Source organism: Streptomyces sp. NPDC006879 (assembly GCF_042869595.1).
Taxonomy (GTDB): Bacteria; Actinomycetota; Actinomycetes; order Streptomycetales; family Streptomycetaceae; genus Streptomyces.
On sequence record NZ_JBIAGC010000037.1, the window covers coordinates 44,581 to 62,235 of the forward strand.

A 17,655-nucleotide genomic window follows, 5' to 3' on the forward strand; every position below is an offset into this window, starting at 1 on the left:
GGCTGGCGGAATCCGGGGCGGAGTGTTTGCGCGGCGCCGCCCCGGGAACCGGCGAATGGGTCAATCGCCTTCCCTGTACGGGCCATCCTGACCCGACACTCCCGCACGTCCTGACAGCAATTGCCGCAATCCGGGACACTCGGCGCATCTTTTGGCAGGGTCCCGGGGAAAGGACGGATGCCATGTCGGAGGCTGTATCCACGGCGGCCCCGCCCGCGCTGCTCCCCTCGCTCGACCCGCTGCTGCGGGCCTGGCTGCCGCGCCAGCGCTGGTTCGCGGGCAAGGGCCGCCCCCTCACCCACCTCAACCTGCTCTCGGCGACCGAACTCCTCCCGCCGGGCGCCGGCCCCGGCCTGATCCACCTGCTCCTCCAGGTCGGTCAGGGACCCGGGAGCACGGAGGCCGGCAGCCAGTCCCCCGCCGAAGCCGACTGCTACCAACTCCTGCTCGGCGTGCGCCCCACCCTGCCCTTCGACCTCGAACAGGCCGCGATCGGCAAGGTCAACGAGGGGCCCCTGGCCGGACACGTCGTCTACGAGGGGCTGCGCGACCCACGGCTCGCCGTCCTCCTGCTCGAACGGCTGCGCACTCCCGGGCGGCTGGGCCCACTGCGCTTCGACCGTGACCCGGCGACGCAGATCCCCGCCGGGCTCGCCCCGCGCCCGCTCTCCGGCGAACAGTCCAATTCCTCGCTCGTCTATGGAGATTCGTTCATCCTCAAGGTGTTCCGGCGAGTCGGCCCCGGCACCAACCCGGACCTGGAACTCCCCCGCGAACTGGCCCGGGTGGGTTGCACCCGGGTACCCGCGCCCGTCGCCTGGTACGAAGCGGACTCCGCAACCGAACCCGTGACCCTCGGCGTGCTCCAGCCCTACCTGCGCGGCTCCGCCGACGGATGGCAACTCGCCTTACACCGCCTGGCCGCAGGACAGGACTTCACCCCCGAAGCACGGGCATTGGGACGGGCCACCGCCGAAGTGCACACCGCGCTCGCCGAGGCGCTGCCCACCCTGCCCCTGCACCGCTCCCACACCGAGCAGCTGGCGGCCGACATGACCGCCCGACTGGCCCTCGCCGTCCGGGCCGTACCGGACCTGCAACCGTACGCCGCAGGGCTGCGAGCAGCCTTCGACGCCCTCGCCGCCCGGGGAACCGCAGCCTGCACCTGGCCCGCCCAGCGGGTGCACGGCGACCTGCACCTGGGCCAGACCCTGCGCACCGCCGGCGGGCAGTGGGCCATCATCGACTTCGAGGGCGAACCGGCCCGGCCGCTGGCCGAGCGACGCCTCCCGCAGCCGCCGGTACGCGACATCGCGGGCATGCTCCGTTCCTTCGACTACGCGGCCCGCTCCCACGACCCCTGGGACCCTGCCTGGGCTGACCGCTGCCGGGCCGCCTACTGCGAGGGCTACGCCCGCACCACGGGCCGCGATCCGCGCGAAGAACCCGAACTGCTACGGGCCTTCGAGACCGACAAGGCGGTCTACGAGGTCGTCTACGAGGCCCGCCACCGCCCGGACTGGATCCCGGTGCCGATGGCGGCGATCCACCGGCTGGCCGGGCCGGTGGGTGCCACGGCCCTGCCCCGCACGACCGGCCCCGGGCCCCGCCCCGGGCACCTGCCCGCCAAGACCTTCACCGCCCGACCCGCCGTCTCACCCCGGCCGGATTCCCGCACGTCCCCCGACCGTCCCGACCTTCCCAGGAGGCCACTCCCGTGACCGCCGCTCGACAGCCGTCCCGGCAGACCGTCGCCGAGGCACCGACCGGGGCATCGAGCCCCGAGAGGCCTCCGGCCGAGGTGCCACCCACCTTCCTCCCCGGTCCGGCTTCGCCCCCTGCGAAGCCGCGCAGCGGTCGGGCCGCCGCCCGCCGGGAAGCCGCCGGGCACGGGGTGCGCCCCGCGCCCGCGTTGGACGCCGCGGACCGGGGCCGCCTGCTGTCGGGTGAGCACCACGACCCGCACGGGCTGCTGGGAGCCCACCCGGCCCGCGGCGGGGTGGTCTTCCGGGCCCTGCGGCCGTTCGCCCGCTCGGTGACGGTGGTCGCAAAGGGGCTGCGGGCCACTTTGCACGAGGACGGTGGGGGCCTGTTCTCAGGGCTGCTGCCGTTGGCGGAGATCCCCGAGTACCGCCTGCTGGTGACCTACGGGAGCGATGTGGGCGAAGACGTCGAGATCGAGGTCGAGGACCCGTACCGGTTCTTGCCCTCCCTGGGCGAACTGGATCTGCACCTGATCGGTGAAGGCCGCCACGAGCAGCTGTGGCGGGCCCTGGGCGCGGAGCCGATGGTTCACCAGGGCACGGCGGGCACCCGATTCACCGTGTGGGCCCCCAACGCGCGCGGCGTCCGGGTCGCCGGCGACTTCTCCTACTGGGACGGCACCGGCCAGCCGATGCGCTCCATGGGATCCTCCGGGGTCTGGGAGCTCTTCCTGCCGGGCATCGGCGAAGGCACCCTGTACAAGTTCGACATCGCCCGACCGGACGGCTCACACACCCTGCGCGCGGACCCGATGGCCCGCCGTACCGAGTGCCCGCCGAACACCGCCTCCGTGGTCACCGCCCCGCACCACCGATGGCAGGACGAGGAGTGGATGGCCCGGCGTGGCGAACGCCCCGTGCACGAGGCGCCCTTCTCGGTGTACGAGGTACATCTGGCGTCCTGGCGACCGGGGCTGAGCTACCGTCAACTGGCGGAGCAACTTCCGGCGTACGTCAAGGACCTCGGTTTCACCCATGTGGAACTGATGCCGGTCGCCGAGCACCCCTTCGGTGGCTCCTGGGGCTATCAGGTCACCGGCTTCTACGCGCCTACCGCCCGACTGGGCACCCCGGACGACTTCCGCTTCCTCGTCGACGCCCTGCACCGGGCGGGCATCGGTGTGCTGGTGGACTGGGTACCGGCACACTTCCCCCGTGACGACTGGGCGTTGGCGGAGTTCGACGGACGGCCGTTGTACGAGCACGAGGACCCTCGGCGGTCCGCGCACCCGGACTGGGGCACCCTGGAGTTCGACTACGGGCGCAAGGAGGTCCGCAACTTCCTCGTGGCCAACGCGGTCTACTGGTGCGAGGAGTTCCACATCGACGGGCTGCGGGTGGACGCAGTCGCCTCCATGCTCTACCTGGACTACTCGCGCGAGGACGGCGAATGGGCGCCGAACGAGCACGGCGGCCGGGAGAACCTGGACGCGGTGGCCTTCCTCCAGGAGATGAACGCCACCGTCTACCGCCGCTGCCCGGGCGTGATCACCATGGCGGAGGAGTCGACGGCCTGGGACGGCGTCACCCGCCCCACGGACCGCGGGGGTCTGGGCTTCGGGTTGAAGTGGAACATGGGGTGGATGCACGATTCGCTCCAGTACATCGAGCACGAGCCGGTACACCGCAAGTTCCACCACCACGAGATGACCTTCTCGATGGTCTACGCGTACAGCGAGAACTACGTGCTACCCATCTCCCACGACGAGGTGGTGCACGGCAAACGCGCCCTGGTGTCCAAGATGCCCGGCGACTGGTGGCAGCAGCGCGCCAACCACCGCGCCTACCTGGGCTTCATGTGGGCGCACCCGGGCAAGCAGCTTCTCTTCATGGGACAGGAGTTCGCCCAGGGCGCGGAGTGGTCGGAGGGGCACGGCCCGGACTGGTGGCTGCTGGACCCGACGTACACGGCGGCCGATGACCACCGAGGGGTGCGTGATCTGGTGCGGGAGCTGAACACCGTGTACGGCCAGACGCCCGCGCTGTGGGAACGGGACACCTCACCCGAGGGGTTCTCCTGGGTGGACGGGGACGCCTGCGAGGACAACGTCTTCGCCTTCCTCCGCCATGCCGGCGACGGCACCCCGCTGCTGGCCGTGAGCAACTTCTCGCCAGTGGTCCGCCAGGACTACCGGCTCGGTGTGCCCGAGCACGTCACCGCGTGGGCGGAGGTGTTGAACACCGACGCCGCCCGCTTCGGTGGCAGCGGGCACCACCACGCGGGTGTGTTGACGACGCGGAACGACCCTGCGCACGGCCGCCCGGCCTCCGTGCGGTTCGATCTGCCCCCACTGGCCACCGTCTGGTTGCGCCCGGCCTGAGCCCCCGCAGGACATCGACACCCTCCCGGTGGGCACGCGGCCACCGGAGGGCGTCGGTCGCGGCCGGCCGGTCAGGCCGACCAGTGTGGATCTCGGCCGAGCATGCCGAGCAGCCTGTCCGGTAGCGGTGCGTCGGCGGGGACGAGGACCTCGGGACCGAAGACGATCACGCCGGGACCGAAGGCTTCGGGGGTGCGGAGCTGGTCGAGCTCCTCCGGGGGCATCTGGGAGGTCGCCTCCCAGATGCGCCGGACGTCGCCCGGGTGCATGGCGGAGTCCTGGCCGGTGGCGCGCGCGAGATCCCAGCCGTGCACCACCAGGTCGTCGCTGACCACCTGGTCGATGTGTTCGGCCGCGGTCATCCCCTCGACGGGTGCGTCGGCAGGGGTGGCGGCGAGGACCGGGTTCTCCAGGACGGCCTCGACGTCGGCGCGGGCCGCCCGGAACGCGCCGAGCGGGTCCGTCTTGAGGGAGGGGGCCGGGCTCAGGCCGCGCCGGAAGGGGCGCAGCATCACGCCGTGCATGTCGATGACGTGGCCGACCACGTCCCGGGCGGTCCAGTCCGCGCAGGGTGAGGCACGCTGCCAGAGTGCGGGGGCACTCACTGCGGCGATCTTGGCTTCGAAGTCGTCGGCGCGGCGCCGGTAGCGGTCCGCGATGCTCTCGTGGGTGGGCGGCTCCGCCGAGGGGGTGGGGGCCCCTGGACGCGGCCCTTCGGGCTGCCGGGCGGACCGCCCGGTTTCGTCTCCCGGTGCTGCGTTCATGATCGCGGACCTTACCCGCCGACGGCTCGGACGGGGCGTGGACACCACGGGTGCGAGCCGCTTCTCCGAGGCACCACCGACCCGGCCGCCAGCATCTCGGCCGGTCCCGGTTCACGCCCTCCGACAGGCCCCAGCGGGTTACCGAACGGTCGTACGGGCGCCAGCCGGACAGATCGGGAATCCTAGGACGTTCCTACGAACAGTCACATTGTGAGAACAACTTGTAGTCGATCGGTCCGGACACCTCTACGCTCGGCTCGTGCAATCGAGCCCCCCTTTCAACGCCCTCGCCGCCCGCCGCCTGAGGGCGGCCCTGGGAATGGCGCCCGGACACGTCGCCTACGGACTGCGCGCCCAGTACGGACTCCTGATCGCACCGGAGACCGTGATGGCCTGGGAGCGCGGTGACCAGAGCCCGAACTCAACGGAGCTCACCGCACTCGCCGGGGTCCTGTGGTGTTCGCCCTCGGAGCTACTGACCCAGGCCACCACCCTGCGCGAACATCGGATCGCACAGGGGCTGAGCATCGATGACCTGGCTCGCCGGATCGGGCTGGACGTCCGCTCCTACACCAAGATGGAGGAATCCAACCGCTGGCGCGGCAACGAACGGCAGTCGGCCGCGCTGGTCCAGGCGCTCTCCCTGTCGCTTGCCGAGTTCGTCACGGCCAGCGGCCGTGAGGAGGAGGTCGGCGAGTTCCTGCGCAGCGCCGCCACCACCCGCTGGCAGGCCTACGCCAAACCGCTCGCCAAGTTGGTGCCCCTCCCCCGGGAGCAGTTGGAGCGCATCCTGCACCGCCTGCACACCGAGTACCAGTCGCGGATGGTCTCCACGCTGAGCTGGGGCGGCTCGGCCGAATCCGGCAACGGTGACGCGGGACGGGAGTTCCTCGCCGCAATCACCGTGCGCTTTTGGGAACTCGCCCGGATGAGTTGAGCCCCGGCCGCCCGGCCACGGCATCCGGATCAGAAGACGGACTCGGCCTCGTACATCCGGGACTCGGGAACGGTCTTGAGCTCGGTGACGGCGTGCGCCAGTGGTGCCATCACCACGTCGGTGCCGCGCAGCGCCGTCATATTGCCGAAGTCCGCGCGGTGCACCGCCTCGACGGCGTGCCAACCGAAGCGCGTGGCCAACACCCGGTCGTAGGCGGTCGGGACGCCGCCACGCTGGACGTGTCCGAGGATGACCGGGCGGGCCTCCTTGCCGAGCCGGTGTTCGAGCTCGACGGCGAGCCTGTTGCCGATGCCCGCGAAGCGCTCGTGCCCGAACTGGTCGATGGCACCCTTCTCGTACGGCATGGACCCCTCCGCCGGATGCGCCCCCTCGGCGACGCAGATCACCGCGAACTTCTTGCCCCGGGCGAAGCGCTCCTCGACCATCTTCACCAGGTCGTCGACTTCGAAGGGCCGCTCGGGGAGGCAGATTCCGTGTGCACCACCGGCCATGCCGGACTCCAGGGCGATCCAGCCCGCATGGCGCCCCATGACCTCGACCACCATGACGCGCTGATGCGATTCGGCGGTGGTCTTCAGACGGTCCATCGCTTCGGTGGCCACCGTGACGGCGGTGTCGAAACCGAAGGTCCGGTCGGTGGCGGAGATGTCGTTGTCGATCGTCTTGGGAACGCCGACCACCGGCATTCCGGCGTCCGCGAGCATCCGGGCCGCTGTCAGGGTCCCTTCGCCGCCGATCGGGATGAGCGCGTCAATACCGTAGGTCCGGGCCAGCTCGGCGCAGTTCTCGGCGGCCTCGCGGAGCCGGGCGCGTTCCAGTCGGGCGGAGCCGAGGATGGTGCCGCCACGAGCCAGGATGCCGCTGACCGCATTGAGGTCCAGTGGCCGGAAGTGACCGTCGAGCAGGCCCTTGAAACCGTCTTCGAAGCCGATGACCTCATCACCGTGCCCTGTCAGGGCGCGGTGCACGACCGACCGGATCACTGCGTTCAGGCCCGGGCAGTCGCCGCCTGCGGTGAGAACTCCGATACGCATCGCGCTGTGTCTCCTGTGTTGCTCGTCGTGCCCGTGGTGCGGGTGGTCCTACAGATACGCCTGTCCGATTGTTCCATGCGTACACCAGGAGTCGCGCTTTCTACTGCACCACCCACCCAGCCCCCGAGCCACTTCTGCGGGCCCGGGCTCCGGCGGGCGCCCTACCCAGCGAGAGAGGTATTGTCAAGAGGGCAGGCCCACCCCAAAGGGATTTTTCGATATTTTGAGCCGGGCGCCGCACACACGAGCGGTCGGGCGAGTAGCCAGCGAACAGGAACGGAGAGCACGCGTGACGCGCTGCGTGTACGTGACCGGGATCGAACGCGGGGACGGCCGCCAGGTCGTGGAGCTGGGCATCATGGAACTCCTGGCTCGCCAGACGGGCCGGGTCGGCCTCTACCGCCCCCTGCTCCACGACGGACCCGACCAGATGTTCGAGCTCCTGAAGAGCCGGTACCGACTGGAACAGGCCCCGGCGACCGCCTACGGCATGGAGTACCACCAGGGCGCCGCACTGCTCGCCGAACAGGGCACCGACGAGCTCGTCTCCCGCCTCGTGGAGGGCTACCACCGCATCGCCCGGGACTTCGAGGTCATCCTGGTCCTGGGCACCGACTTCTGCGACACGAGCCTCCCCGACGAGCTCGCCCTCAACGCCCGGCTCGCCAACGAGCTCGGCGCGCTGGTGGTCCCCGTGGTCGGCGGCACTGCTCAGGACGCCGACGCGGTGCGCTCCGAAGCCCGCAACGCCTACCGCGCCTACGAGGGCCTGGGCTGCCACGTGGCCGCGATGGTCGTCAACCGGGTGGCCCCCGAGGACCGCGACCACATCGCCGACCGCCTCTCCGCCCGGCTCCCCGTCCCCTGCTACGCGATTCCCGACGACAAGTCGCTGGCCGCGCCCACGGTGGACCAGATCACCCGGGCCCTGGGCGGTGAGGTGCTGCTCGGCGACGAAGCGGGACTGGCCCGCGACGCCATGGACTTCGTCTTCGGCGGCGCCCACCTGCCGAACGTCCTCAGCGCGCTGACCCCGGGGGCCCTGGTCGTCACCCCCGGCGACCGCTCCGACCTGGTGGTGGGCGCCCTCGCCGCGCACGCCTCCGGCACCCCGCCCATCGCCGGCATCCTGCTGACCCTCAACGAACGCCCCGGCCCGGCCATCCTCACCCTCGCCTCGAAACTGGCCCCCGGCACCCCGGTCGTCTCCGTACCCGACAGCAGCTTCCCCACCGCCGCCGAACTCTTCACCCTGCAGAGCAGGCTGAGCGCGGCCACCCCCCGCAAGCTGGAGACGGCCCTCGGCCTCTTCGAACGGCACGTGCACACCGAGGAACTACGCGACCTCATATCCGTGGCACGCTCCGAGCGCGTCACCCCGATGATGTTCGAGCACGAGCTCCTGGAGCGGGCCCGCGCGGACCGCCGGCGCGTGGTCCTGCCGGAGGGCACCGAGGAGCGGGTGCTGCGCGCCGCCGATGTGGTGCTTCGCCGTGGCATCTGTGACCTGACACTGCTCGGCAAGGAACTGGCCGTCCTAAAGAAGGCCGCCGACCTCGGCATCGACCTGGGCAACGCGCAGATCATCGACCCGTCCACCTCCCCCCTGAGGGAACGGTTCGCCGAGTACTACGCCCAGGTTCGCGCCCACAAGGGCATGACCGTGGAACTGGCCAACGACGTGGTCACCGACGCCAACTACTTCGGCACCCTCATGGTGCAGCAGGGCCTCGCCGACGGCATGGTCTCGGGAGCCGTGCACTCCACCGCCGCGACCATCCGACCAGCTTTCGAGATCATCAAGACCAGGCCCGGGGCCTCGATCGTCTCCTCCGTGTTCTTCATGTGCCTGGCCGACCGGGTCCTGGTCTACGGGGACTGCGCAGTCAACCCGGACCCGGACGCCGAGCAACTCGCCGACATCGCCGTACAGTCAGCGGCCACCGCCGCCTCCTTCGGAGTGGAGCCGCGGATCGCGATGCTCTCCTACTCCACCGGAACCTCCGGCACCGGAGTGGACGTGGACAAGGTCCGCAAGGCCACCGAACTCGTCCGGGCCCAGCGCCCCGACCTCGCCGTCGAGGGGCCCATCCAGTACGACGCCGCCGTCGAACCCACGGTCGCGGCCACCAAGCTGCCGGGTTCCGAGGTGGCCGGCCGGGCCACGGTGCTGGTCTTCCCCGACCTGAACACGGGCAACAACACCTACAAGGCAGTGCAGCGTTCGGCCGGCGCCGTCGCGGTCGGACCCGTCCTTCAAGGCCTGCGCAAACCGGTCAACGACCTCTCCCGCGGCGCCCTGGTGCAGGACATCGTGACCACCATCGCCATCACCGCCATCCAGGCGCAGGACACCCGGACCGCGCAGCCGAGCGCCTGAACTCTTCCGCTTCCGACCCGAAGGCCCTCCCCCGTGACCGCATCGCGCGTACTCGTCCTCAACTCCGGCTCCTCCTCGCTCAAGTACCAACTCCTCGACATGGCCGACGGATCCAGGCTGGCCGTGGGGCTGGTGGAGCGGATCGGCGAGGAGACCTCCCGACTGGTGCACAGCCCGACCGGCAGCGGGACGCGGGAGCGACGCGGCGCGATCGCCGACCACCAAGCGGCGCTCAAGGCCGTGGCGAGCGAACTGGCCGCCGACGGAACCGGCTTGGACTCCCCCGAGCTGGCGGCCATCGGCCATCGGGTGGTGCACGGCGGGACCCGTTTCACCGAGCCGACGGTGATCGACGAGGAGGTGCTCGCCGAAATCCGGGCCCTGGTGCCACTGGCCCCGTTGCACAACCCGGCCAACATCACCGGGATCGAAGAGGCGCGGGCCCTGCGCCCCGACCTGCCACAGGTCGCCGTCTTCGACACCGCTTTCCACTCGACCATTCCGGAGCACGCCGCCCACTACGCCATCGACGCCGCGACGGCCGAGGCGTACGACATCCGCCGGTACGGCTTCCATGGCACCTCGCACGCCTACGTCTCGCGGGCCGCCGCCGCCCTGCTGGGCAAGGCCCCGGCGGAGGTCAACGTGATCGTTCTGCACCTGGGCAACGGCGCTTCCGCCTCGGCGGTGCGCGGCGGGATCTGCGTGGACACCTCGATGGGACTGACCCCGCTGGAGGGGTTGGTCATGGGCACCCGCTCGGGCGATCTGGACCCGGCGGTGGTGTTCCACCTCTCCCGGGTGGCCGGCCTTGGCATCGACGAGGTCGACACCCTGCTGAACAAGCGCAGCGGCCTGCTCGGCCTGTGCGGGGACAACGACATGCGGGAGATCCTGCGTCGGGCGGGCGAAGGGGACGCGCGGGCGAAGCTGGCCTTCGACGTGTACGTTCACCGGCTGAAGAAGTACATCGGCGGTTACACAGCCGTGCTCGGGCGGGTGGACGCGGTGGTGTTCACGGCCGGGGTCGGCGAGAACGCCGCGGCCGTGCGGGAGGCTGCCGTCGACGGGCTGTCGGGGCTCGGCCTGGTGCTCGACGGCGCGGCGAACGCCGCACGCTCCAGCGAACCCCGACTGGTCTGCGCCGAGGATTCCCGGGTGGCGATCGCGGTGGTGCCGACCGACGAGGAGTTGGAGATCGCCGCACAGGCCTACGACCTGGTTACTCGGTAGTCACTTGGACTTTCCACCAGACGGAATATTCCGCTACGAAACAAACCGATAGGATCCGCCTCATGCGCCGTTCCAAAATCGTCTGCACGCTGGGCCCCGCCGTCGACTCGTATGAGCAGCTGAAAGCTCTCATCGAGGCAGGCATGAACGTGGCCCGATTCAACATGAGCCACGGGTCCCACGCCGAGCACGAGGAGCGGTACCACCGCGTCCGTCAGGCCGCGCAGGACACGGGCCGAGCCGTCGGCGTCCTCGCCGACCTCCAGGGACCGAAGATCCGACTGGAGACCTTCGCCGAGGGCCCCGTCGAGCTGGTGCGCGGTGACGAGTTCACCATCACCACCGAGGACGTTCCCGGCGACAAGTCCATCTGCGGCACCACCTACAAGGGCCTGCCCGGAGACGTCTCCAAGGGCGACCAGATCCTGATCAACGACGGAAACGTCGAACTCCAGGTCACCGGAGTGGACGGCCCCCGGGTCCAGACCATCGTCATCGAGGGCGGGGTCATCTCGGACCACAAGGGCATCAACCTGCCCGGTGCCGCCGTCAACGTCCCCGCCCTGTCCGAGAAGGACATCGAGGACCTCCGCTTCGCCCTGCGGATGGGCTGCGACCTGGTCGCCCTCTCCTTCGTCCGCGACGCGGACGACGTCAAGGACGTCCACAAGATCATGGACGAGGAGCGCCGCCGGGTTCCCGTCATCGCCAAGGTCGAAAAGCCCCAGGCGGTAGAGAACATGGAGGCCGTGGCCATGGCCTTCGACGGCGTCATGGTGGCCCGCGGTGACCTGGCGGTCGAGTACCCGCTGGAGCGGGTGCCGATGGTGCAAAAGCGCCTCATCGAGATGTGCCGCCGCAACGCCAAGCCGGTGATCGTCGCGACCCAGATGATGGAGTCGATGATCACCAACTCCCGGCCCACCCGCGCCGAGGCCTCCGACGTGGCCAACGCCATCCTGGACGGCGCCGACGCGGTCATGCTCTCCGCCGAATCCTCGGTGGGCGCCTATCCGATCGAGACCGTCAAGACCATGTCCAAGATCGTGGTCGCGGCCGAGCAGGAGCTCCTCTCCAAGGGCCTCCAGCCGCTGGTCCCGGGCAAGCGCCCGCGCACCCAGGGCGGTTCCATCGCCCGCGCCGCGTGTGAGATCGCCGACTTCCTCGGCGGTAAGGCCCTGGTCGCCTTCACGCAGTCCGGTGACACCGCCCGCCGACTCTCCCGCTACCGCGCGGCCCAGCCGATCCTGGCCTTCACCACCGACGACAACACCCGCAACCAGCTGGCGCTGAGCTGGGGCGTCGAGTCCTACGTGGTGCCGCACGTCAGCAACACCGACGCCATGGTCGACCTGGTCGACGCCGAGCTGCTCAAGCTCGGCCGCTACAACAAGGCCGACACCATGATCATCACGGCCGGCTCCCCGCCCGGCGTCCCCGGCACCACCAACATGGTCCGCGTCCACCACCTGGGCGGCCAGGACTGACCAGGCGCTGCCACCACCGGTGGGCCGCATCCCCGAGCCCGGGGGGTGCGGCCCACCGGCGTTTTCGGGGCAGCGCGGTGACGCGCAGATGCGCGCCCAACTCGCCGCAAATCAAAGGGATTGCAGTAACAAAAGGCTGTGGCGCGACACCGTGAGGCACTCCGGAAGATTTCGCGAACAGCCCCTCATCCCTTACTGATACGGGGCTGGAAATCCCCATAAGGCCAACACGCATGACGAGTATCCAACTTTATTGAAGAACGACCGTTTTGCGGCCCATGCAGCTTCCTGCAATCGATCCCGGCGACGGGAAATCCACCTGCCCCGAGACCTAAAGGTCAGTTAAAGTGCCATGCGGGGCCCGGGGAAGGCTCCAGACCAGCAAGGCTTCGGGGGAACCTTGCACCAACCGGGGTGGATATGTTTTTCAAAGAGCGGAGGGCGCCTCGTCGCGCCCTGACCGCCGCATTGGCAACTCTCTTTCTCTCCGCGGGAATAGCGCCCGCACACGGTCTCGATGGCCACCGCGGAGAACGATCCGATGGCGTGGAGCGGGGGACCCCGGAAGGGCAGCGCGCACTGTCCGAAGCAGCGGGAGCGGGAAAACGGGTCGAGGTCCTCGGCGAACGCACCGAGTACACCACGACCTACGCGAACCCGGATGGGGAATCGTTTCAGCTAGAGCAGTCCGTCGTCCCCGTCCGGGTCAGGAATGGCCCAGACCGATGGGTGGAGCCGGACGCCACACTGGTCGTCCGCCCCGATGGCGGCATCGGGCCCAGGGCCGCGGTAGTCGGTGTGACCTTCTCCCCCGGCGGACCGGGCACGGGGCTCGTGGAGCTCAAGGGGAGGGGCGGACGGTCCCTGACCCTGGGGTGGCCCGGTCGACTACCCCAGCCGGTACTGGAGGGAGACGACGCCACCTACCGGGAGGTACTGCCAGGGGTAGACCTGCGGATGACCGCCACCACCGAGGGCTTCCGGGAGGTGCTGGTCGTCAAGACCCCACAGGCCGCGGCCAACCCGGCATTGAAGCGGGTGGAGTTCTCCCTGAGCACCAACGGGCTGACCGTCTCCGGAAGCAAGGAAGGCGGCTTCTCGGCCGCCGACAGCGACGGCAACGACGTTTTCGTCGCCCCACCCGCACTGATGTGGGACTCAAGCGGCCCGGACGCCACGCAGGCGCCCACCACGACGCCCCAGGCGCGAACGGCCACGGGCATACGCACGGCGAGCCTGAGCTCCCCGGCGGTCGCCCCCACCGAGGGGGACGCGAACGACGATCCGGACTCGCCTCTCGACGGCCCCGGGCATGGTGACAAGACCGCCGAGCTGCCCGTGCACGTGGAGGCCCGCTCACTGGCCGTCGTCCCCGACACCGACCTGCTGACACAGCAGGACCCGGCGGCGTACCCCCTCTACATCGACCCGCAGATCGGCACCGACGACTCCGAACACCTGCTCCTGCGCAGCGACGGCTATTCCCTGTACGACTGGGACAACAAGGCCGACAAGCAGGGCCGCGGCGTGGGCAAGTGCGGCTCCTGGAACGGCTACTACTGTGGCCCCGGATACGTGCAGCGCCTCTACTTCGAGTTCGGTCCACAGAAGCTGGCCGGCAAGGAGGTCTTGGACGCCTCCTTCACCATCACCGAGCCATGGGCCTTCCAGTGCTCCCCCCGCAACGTACAACTCGTACGGACCCGGGAGATCTACAAGTCCACGAAATGGTCGACCCGGCCGGCCCGCCTGGACATGATGGGCGACCGCTACGTCTCGGCCGGCCGCGGCTCCTCCTGTGATCCCAACTCACCTGCCGCGCCCATCACGTTCAACGACAACCCGGACGAGCCCGACGAGAACCTCACTCCGACCGTGCGGGACTTCGCCGCCGGCAAGTTCGACCGCCTGACACTGGAACTGCGGGCCGCCGACGAGAGCGACACCAGCGCCTGGAAGCGCTTTCGCAACGACGCCGTGTTGAGCGTGAAGTACATCAGCCGGCCCGCCGTACCGACCGGCATGGGAATCGTGGCGGGCACCGGAACTTCCTGCTCCAGGGACGCAACCGATCCCGACGTCATCTCCGACCCCACCCCGAAGTTGGCCGCCCGGCCCCAGACCGCTCCCGGCGCCGAGGCCGAGGCCTCACTACGGTCCATCTTCACCGTCCAGAAGAAGCAGGGCGACGGCCAGTGGGTACCGGTCACCGGCGCCTCCTACCTGGAGACGCCCACGTCCGGCTACGTCGGCGACGGCAAGCAGGTGGTCCGGGACGTGCCCGTGACCCTCTCCGACGGGGTGCTCTACCGCACCTCGTCCTGGACCCGGTCCTACGCCGGCTCCGAGGTACGGGCGAGCCGCGCCACCGGCAACTGCTACTTCAAGGTCGATCGGGCCGCCCCCAAGGCAGCCAGGATCGAGTTCAACGGCGATCCGTACCAGGAATGCGACACCACCTCCTGCGTCCCGCTCGGCGGCCCGGACATCCCGGGCACGGTGACCTTCCGGGCAGCGTCGGGGGACACCAACAGCTCGTACCTCTACAAGCTGTCCACCGAGAAGGCCTGGCACAGCAGGTCCGGCTCCACAGTCACCGTCAAGATCACCCCAACCATCTCGGGCACCGTCCGGCTCCACGTGAAGGCCAAGGACTCCCTCGGCCGCGTGGGCAACGAACGGATCGTCGACTTCGCGGTCAAGGAAGGCAGCGGCCCGGTCGCTCGCTGGAGCTTCCACGAGACCTCCGGGGACGCCCGGGACACCTCGACCACCGTGTCCGCGTACCAGGACCCCGCGAAGCTCCACAACGGAGCCACCCGCCCCACCGACGGTCGCCGGGGCTGGCTCATCGAGGAGGAGAAGGAAGACCGCACCCTGCGGCTCGACGGAGTCGACGCCTACGCCGCCACCAGCGGCCCGGTGCTGGACACCCGCGCCTCCTACACCATCGCCGGATGGGTGCGACCCGACCGGGTCGACCGGGACTTCTCGATGGTGGGCCAGGCGGGTACGGCCATGAGCGGCATCGCGATCAGCCACTCGGCGGACGGCAAGTGGGCCGCCCGACTTCCGTCCGGCGACACCACCGCCTCCACCGACACCACCAACAAGGTGCTCGCGAAGCGGGACACCGTGGCGGCGTGTGGACCCATGTCGCCGCCACCTACGCGGCCTCCACCGACCTGCTCAAGCTCTACGTCAACGGCGAGCTCCAAGGGGTCAAGGAGGTCGGCAAACCCATCAACGCGACCGGCCCGATGACCATCGGCCGGATCAAGTACCGGGGCAACTGGACCAACTACTTCCCGGGGATGATCGATGAACTGACCGTATGGCAGCGCGCCCTCGGCGCGGACTCCATCGTCAAGGACGCACGGCTGCGTGACCCCGCGACGGGCAAGCACGCCGTCGAGATGGTCGCCCGCTGGAACCCTGAGGACGCACAGTCCGGGGAGGTCGGGGACAGCAGCGGATACCGCAGGCGCCTCGTCCTGAACTCCGGGGTCACGGTCAAGGAAGAGTACTTCGACTTCAACGGCACGACGGGGGCGGCGACCGTCGCGGGCCCCCTGGTCGACGACTTCGGATCGTTCACCGTGACAGCCAAGGCGGACATCGACGCGGAGGCTCTCGCGAAGCAGCCGAACGGTTACAAGGCGCAGGTCATCGGGCAGCGGACCTCGGGATACTCCTCCTGGGGCATCTGGTTCGAGAAGACATCCGCCCGGCGAATCGAGGAAGAGGGCAAGCCGGACGACCCGTTCCGGACGAAGTATGTGGTCAAGGGGCGCTGGTACTTCGGGCGTCTCAGCCAGGACGGCAGCACAGCTTCGATCGGGACCGACGGGGTGATCGAATCCGGCAGTCCGGTGCGCCTCACCGGGGTTCATGACGCACAGTCGGGAACTGCTGCCCTGTACATGGGTGACATTCGCCAGGGCGACCCCACCGACTTCAGCCCTCTGACCAGCACGGGCTCACTCGCCGTCGGCAAGGGCTTCACCAAGGGCGAGTGGGGCCACCACTTCCCCGGCCGTATCAGCCGACTGCGGCTGTGGTCGGGCGCCATGAAGGACAAGGAACAGGTCGGTCACCACATCCTCGGCAAGGACTACTGACCCGGCCGTTCGGGGGCGGCCGACGCCGGCCGCCCCCTCCAACACGCGCCCCGAACCACGAGTTTCACCAACTTTCTCGTCCACTCACACACGATGAGGGTCTCGTATGCTGAAAATCCCCTTGCCGGGCCGGACACCACGACCGCGGTCGCGACCACGGCGAACGGCCCGGTTCCGCATTCCCCTGGTCGGCGCCATGGTGGTCGCCCTGTCGGTGCCGGGTTCTCTGACCCCGTTGGCGGGTGCTGCGGAGCTTCCCGGTGCTCCTGAGTTGCCCGGGCCGCGTGCGGCCAGGGTGTTCGCGGTGAAGACGCCGGGTGCGAAGGCGGCTCGTGATGTGGTTGCCCGTAGTAGGAAGGAGAACGAGGCTCAGGCGGCTCGGGCTCGGGCGGAGCGCAGTGCTTCCTGGCCCGAGGCCGCTGCTTTCAGGCGTGGGGCGGGTTTCAAGGGCTCCGGTGTCAAGGATCTGGTGCGGGTGTGGCCGTCCGCGCCTGGGGTCAGTGGCCGTAGTGTGGTGCCGCTCGCCGGCGGCAGTACCACCGTCGAGGTACTCGACCAGCGCAAGGCGCGTGCCGCCGGTATCACGGGGGTGTTGTTCACCGCACGGGCCCAACGGCCGGGTAGGGCGGAGGTCAGCCTGAGCTACGGGGACTTCGCCTCCGCGGTGGGTGGATCCTGGTCGACCCGGTTGGGTCTGGTCACCCTGCCCGCCTGCGCGCTGACCACGCCACAGAAGGCGGAATGCCGCAAGACCAGCGAACTCGACACCACCAACGACATCGACCAGCAGACACTGACCGGTGCTGCCACCCTGTCCGCGTCCTCGCCCACGGTGTTCGCCGCCATGGCCACCAGCGGAACCTCGCAGAAGGGCGCCGGCGACTTCGAGGCGACCCCGCTCTCCGCCTCCTCCAACTGGGAGGCCGGGGGGTCTTCTGGGGCGTTCACATGGTCCTACCCGATCATGGTCCCGCCGGTGGCGGCCGGCCCCACGCCTTCGGTGGGGCTGTCGTACAACTCGGGTTCGGTCGATGGGCGTACCGCGAACACCAACAACCAGGGTTCGCAGGTCGGTGAGGGCTTCGATGTGAGCGCGACGTCCTACGTCGAGCGCAAGTACGGGACCTGTGAGGACGACGGGCACAAGGACAAGTCCGATCTGTGCTGGAAGTACGACAACGCCTCGCTGGTCCTCAACGGCAAAGCCAGCGAGTTGGTCAAGGACGACACCACCGGCACATGGCGCCTGAAGAACGACGACGCCTCCCAGGTCCTCCACCTGACCGGTGCCGACAGCACCGACCGCGGCGACACCGCCACCGACCCGGCCGACAAGGACGGCGAGTACTGGAAGGTCATCACCGGCGACGGCACCACCTACACCTTCGGACTCAACAAACTCCCCGGAGCCGGATCACAGGAGACCAAGTCGGTCTGGACGGTCCCCGTCGTCGGCGACGACGCCGGTGAACCCGGCTACAAGAAGGGCTCCTCCTTCATGTGACTGAGCGTCGTAGTTGTCCAGTTGAGCGTGTGGGCGGGCAGGGTAGCGCTGGCGCGAGGTGACGAGGCGGTTTCCGGTGATCTCGTAGTT

11 protein-coding genes are annotated in these 17,655 nt (G+C 69.5%); 9 read left to right on the forward strand and 2 right to left on the reverse strand.

The features are described from left to right. Nucleotides 1–182: 182 nt before the first annotated feature. Together ACFYMC_RS23135 and glgB are read left to right on the forward strand one after the other, a co-directional pair. Complete coding sequence (locus ACFYMC_RS23135) at nucleotides 183–1,721, forward strand: maltokinase (protein ID WP_388528401.1); 1,539 nt, start codon at nucleotides 183–185, stop codon at nucleotides 1,719–1,721. After that, on the forward strand, nucleotides 1,718–4,084 hold the full coding sequence (glgB, locus tag ACFYMC_RS23140; protein WP_388528403.1) for a 1,4-alpha-glucan branching enzyme: 2,367 nt from the start codon (nucleotides 1,718–1,720) through the stop codon (nucleotides 4,082–4,084). The genes ACFYMC_RS23135 and glgB overlap by 4 nt, the downstream gene beginning before the upstream one ends. A 71-nt stretch (nucleotides 4,085–4,155) precedes the next feature. On the opposite strand, the gene ACFYMC_RS23145 is transcribed toward glgB, so the two are convergent. Next, nucleotides 4,156–4,848 (reverse strand): maleylpyruvate isomerase family mycothiol-dependent enzyme, encoded by a 693-nt coding sequence (locus ACFYMC_RS23145; RefSeq protein WP_388528405.1) that lies wholly within the window; start codon nucleotides 4,846–4,848, stop codon nucleotides 4,156–4,158. Between the two features lie 259 nt (nucleotides 4,849–5,107). Here ACFYMC_RS23145 and ACFYMC_RS23150 point away from each other — a divergent pair, with 259 nt between their 5' ends. Then, nucleotides 5,108–5,785, forward strand: coding sequence for an XRE family transcriptional regulator (locus ACFYMC_RS23150; RefSeq protein ID WP_388528407.1), 678 nt, complete (start codon nucleotides 5,108–5,110; stop codon nucleotides 5,783–5,785). 29 nt (nucleotides 5,786–5,814) lie between these two features. On the opposite strand, the gene ACFYMC_RS23155 is transcribed toward ACFYMC_RS23150, so the two are convergent. Next, nucleotides 5,815–6,840 (reverse strand): ATP-dependent 6-phosphofructokinase, encoded by a 1,026-nt coding sequence (locus tag ACFYMC_RS23155; RefSeq protein ID WP_388528409.1) that lies wholly within the window; start codon nucleotides 6,838–6,840, stop codon nucleotides 5,815–5,817. A gap of 289 nt (nucleotides 6,841–7,129) precedes the next feature. Between ACFYMC_RS23155 and pta the strand changes: the two genes are divergently transcribed. The 6 genes from pta (at nucleotide 7,130) to ACFYMC_RS23185 (ending at nucleotide 17,565) form a co-directional block, all read left to right on the forward strand. Then, complete coding sequence (pta, locus tag ACFYMC_RS23160; protein WP_388528411.1) at nucleotides 7,130–9,220, forward strand: phosphate acetyltransferase; 2,091 nt, start codon at nucleotides 7,130–7,132, stop codon at nucleotides 9,218–9,220. A 33-nt stretch (nucleotides 9,221–9,253) separates the two neighbouring features. Continuing rightward, complete coding sequence (locus ACFYMC_RS23165) at nucleotides 9,254–10,453, forward strand: acetate kinase (RefSeq protein WP_388528413.1); 1,200 nt, start codon at nucleotides 9,254–9,256, stop codon at nucleotides 10,451–10,453. Between the two features lie 62 nt (nucleotides 10,454–10,515). After that, nucleotides 10,516–11,940: a pyruvate kinase gene (pyk, locus tag ACFYMC_RS23170; protein WP_388528415.1), complete on the forward strand. Its 1,425-nt coding sequence runs from the start codon at nucleotides 10,516–10,518 to the stop codon at nucleotides 11,938–11,940. A 546-nt stretch (nucleotides 11,941–12,486) separates the two neighbouring features. After that, complete coding sequence (locus ACFYMC_RS23175) at nucleotides 12,487–15,204, forward strand: hypothetical protein (protein ID WP_388528417.1); 2,718 nt, start codon at nucleotides 12,487–12,489, stop codon at nucleotides 15,202–15,204. Continuing rightward, nucleotides 15,126–16,061, forward strand: a complete 936-nt coding sequence (locus tag ACFYMC_RS23180) for a LamG-like jellyroll fold domain-containing protein (RefSeq protein WP_388528427.1) — start codon at nucleotides 15,126–15,128, stop codon at nucleotides 16,059–16,061. The genes ACFYMC_RS23175 and ACFYMC_RS23180 overlap by 79 nt, the downstream gene beginning before the upstream one ends. A gap of 304 nt (nucleotides 16,062–16,365) precedes the next feature. Next, the gene (locus tag ACFYMC_RS23185) at nucleotides 16,366–17,565 is read left to right on the forward strand and encodes a hypothetical protein (RefSeq protein ID WP_388528419.1); all 1,200 of its coding nucleotides are present in this window, start codon (nucleotides 16,366–16,368) and stop codon (nucleotides 17,563–17,565) included. The last annotated feature ends 90 nt before the right edge of the window (nucleotides 17,566–17,655 follow it).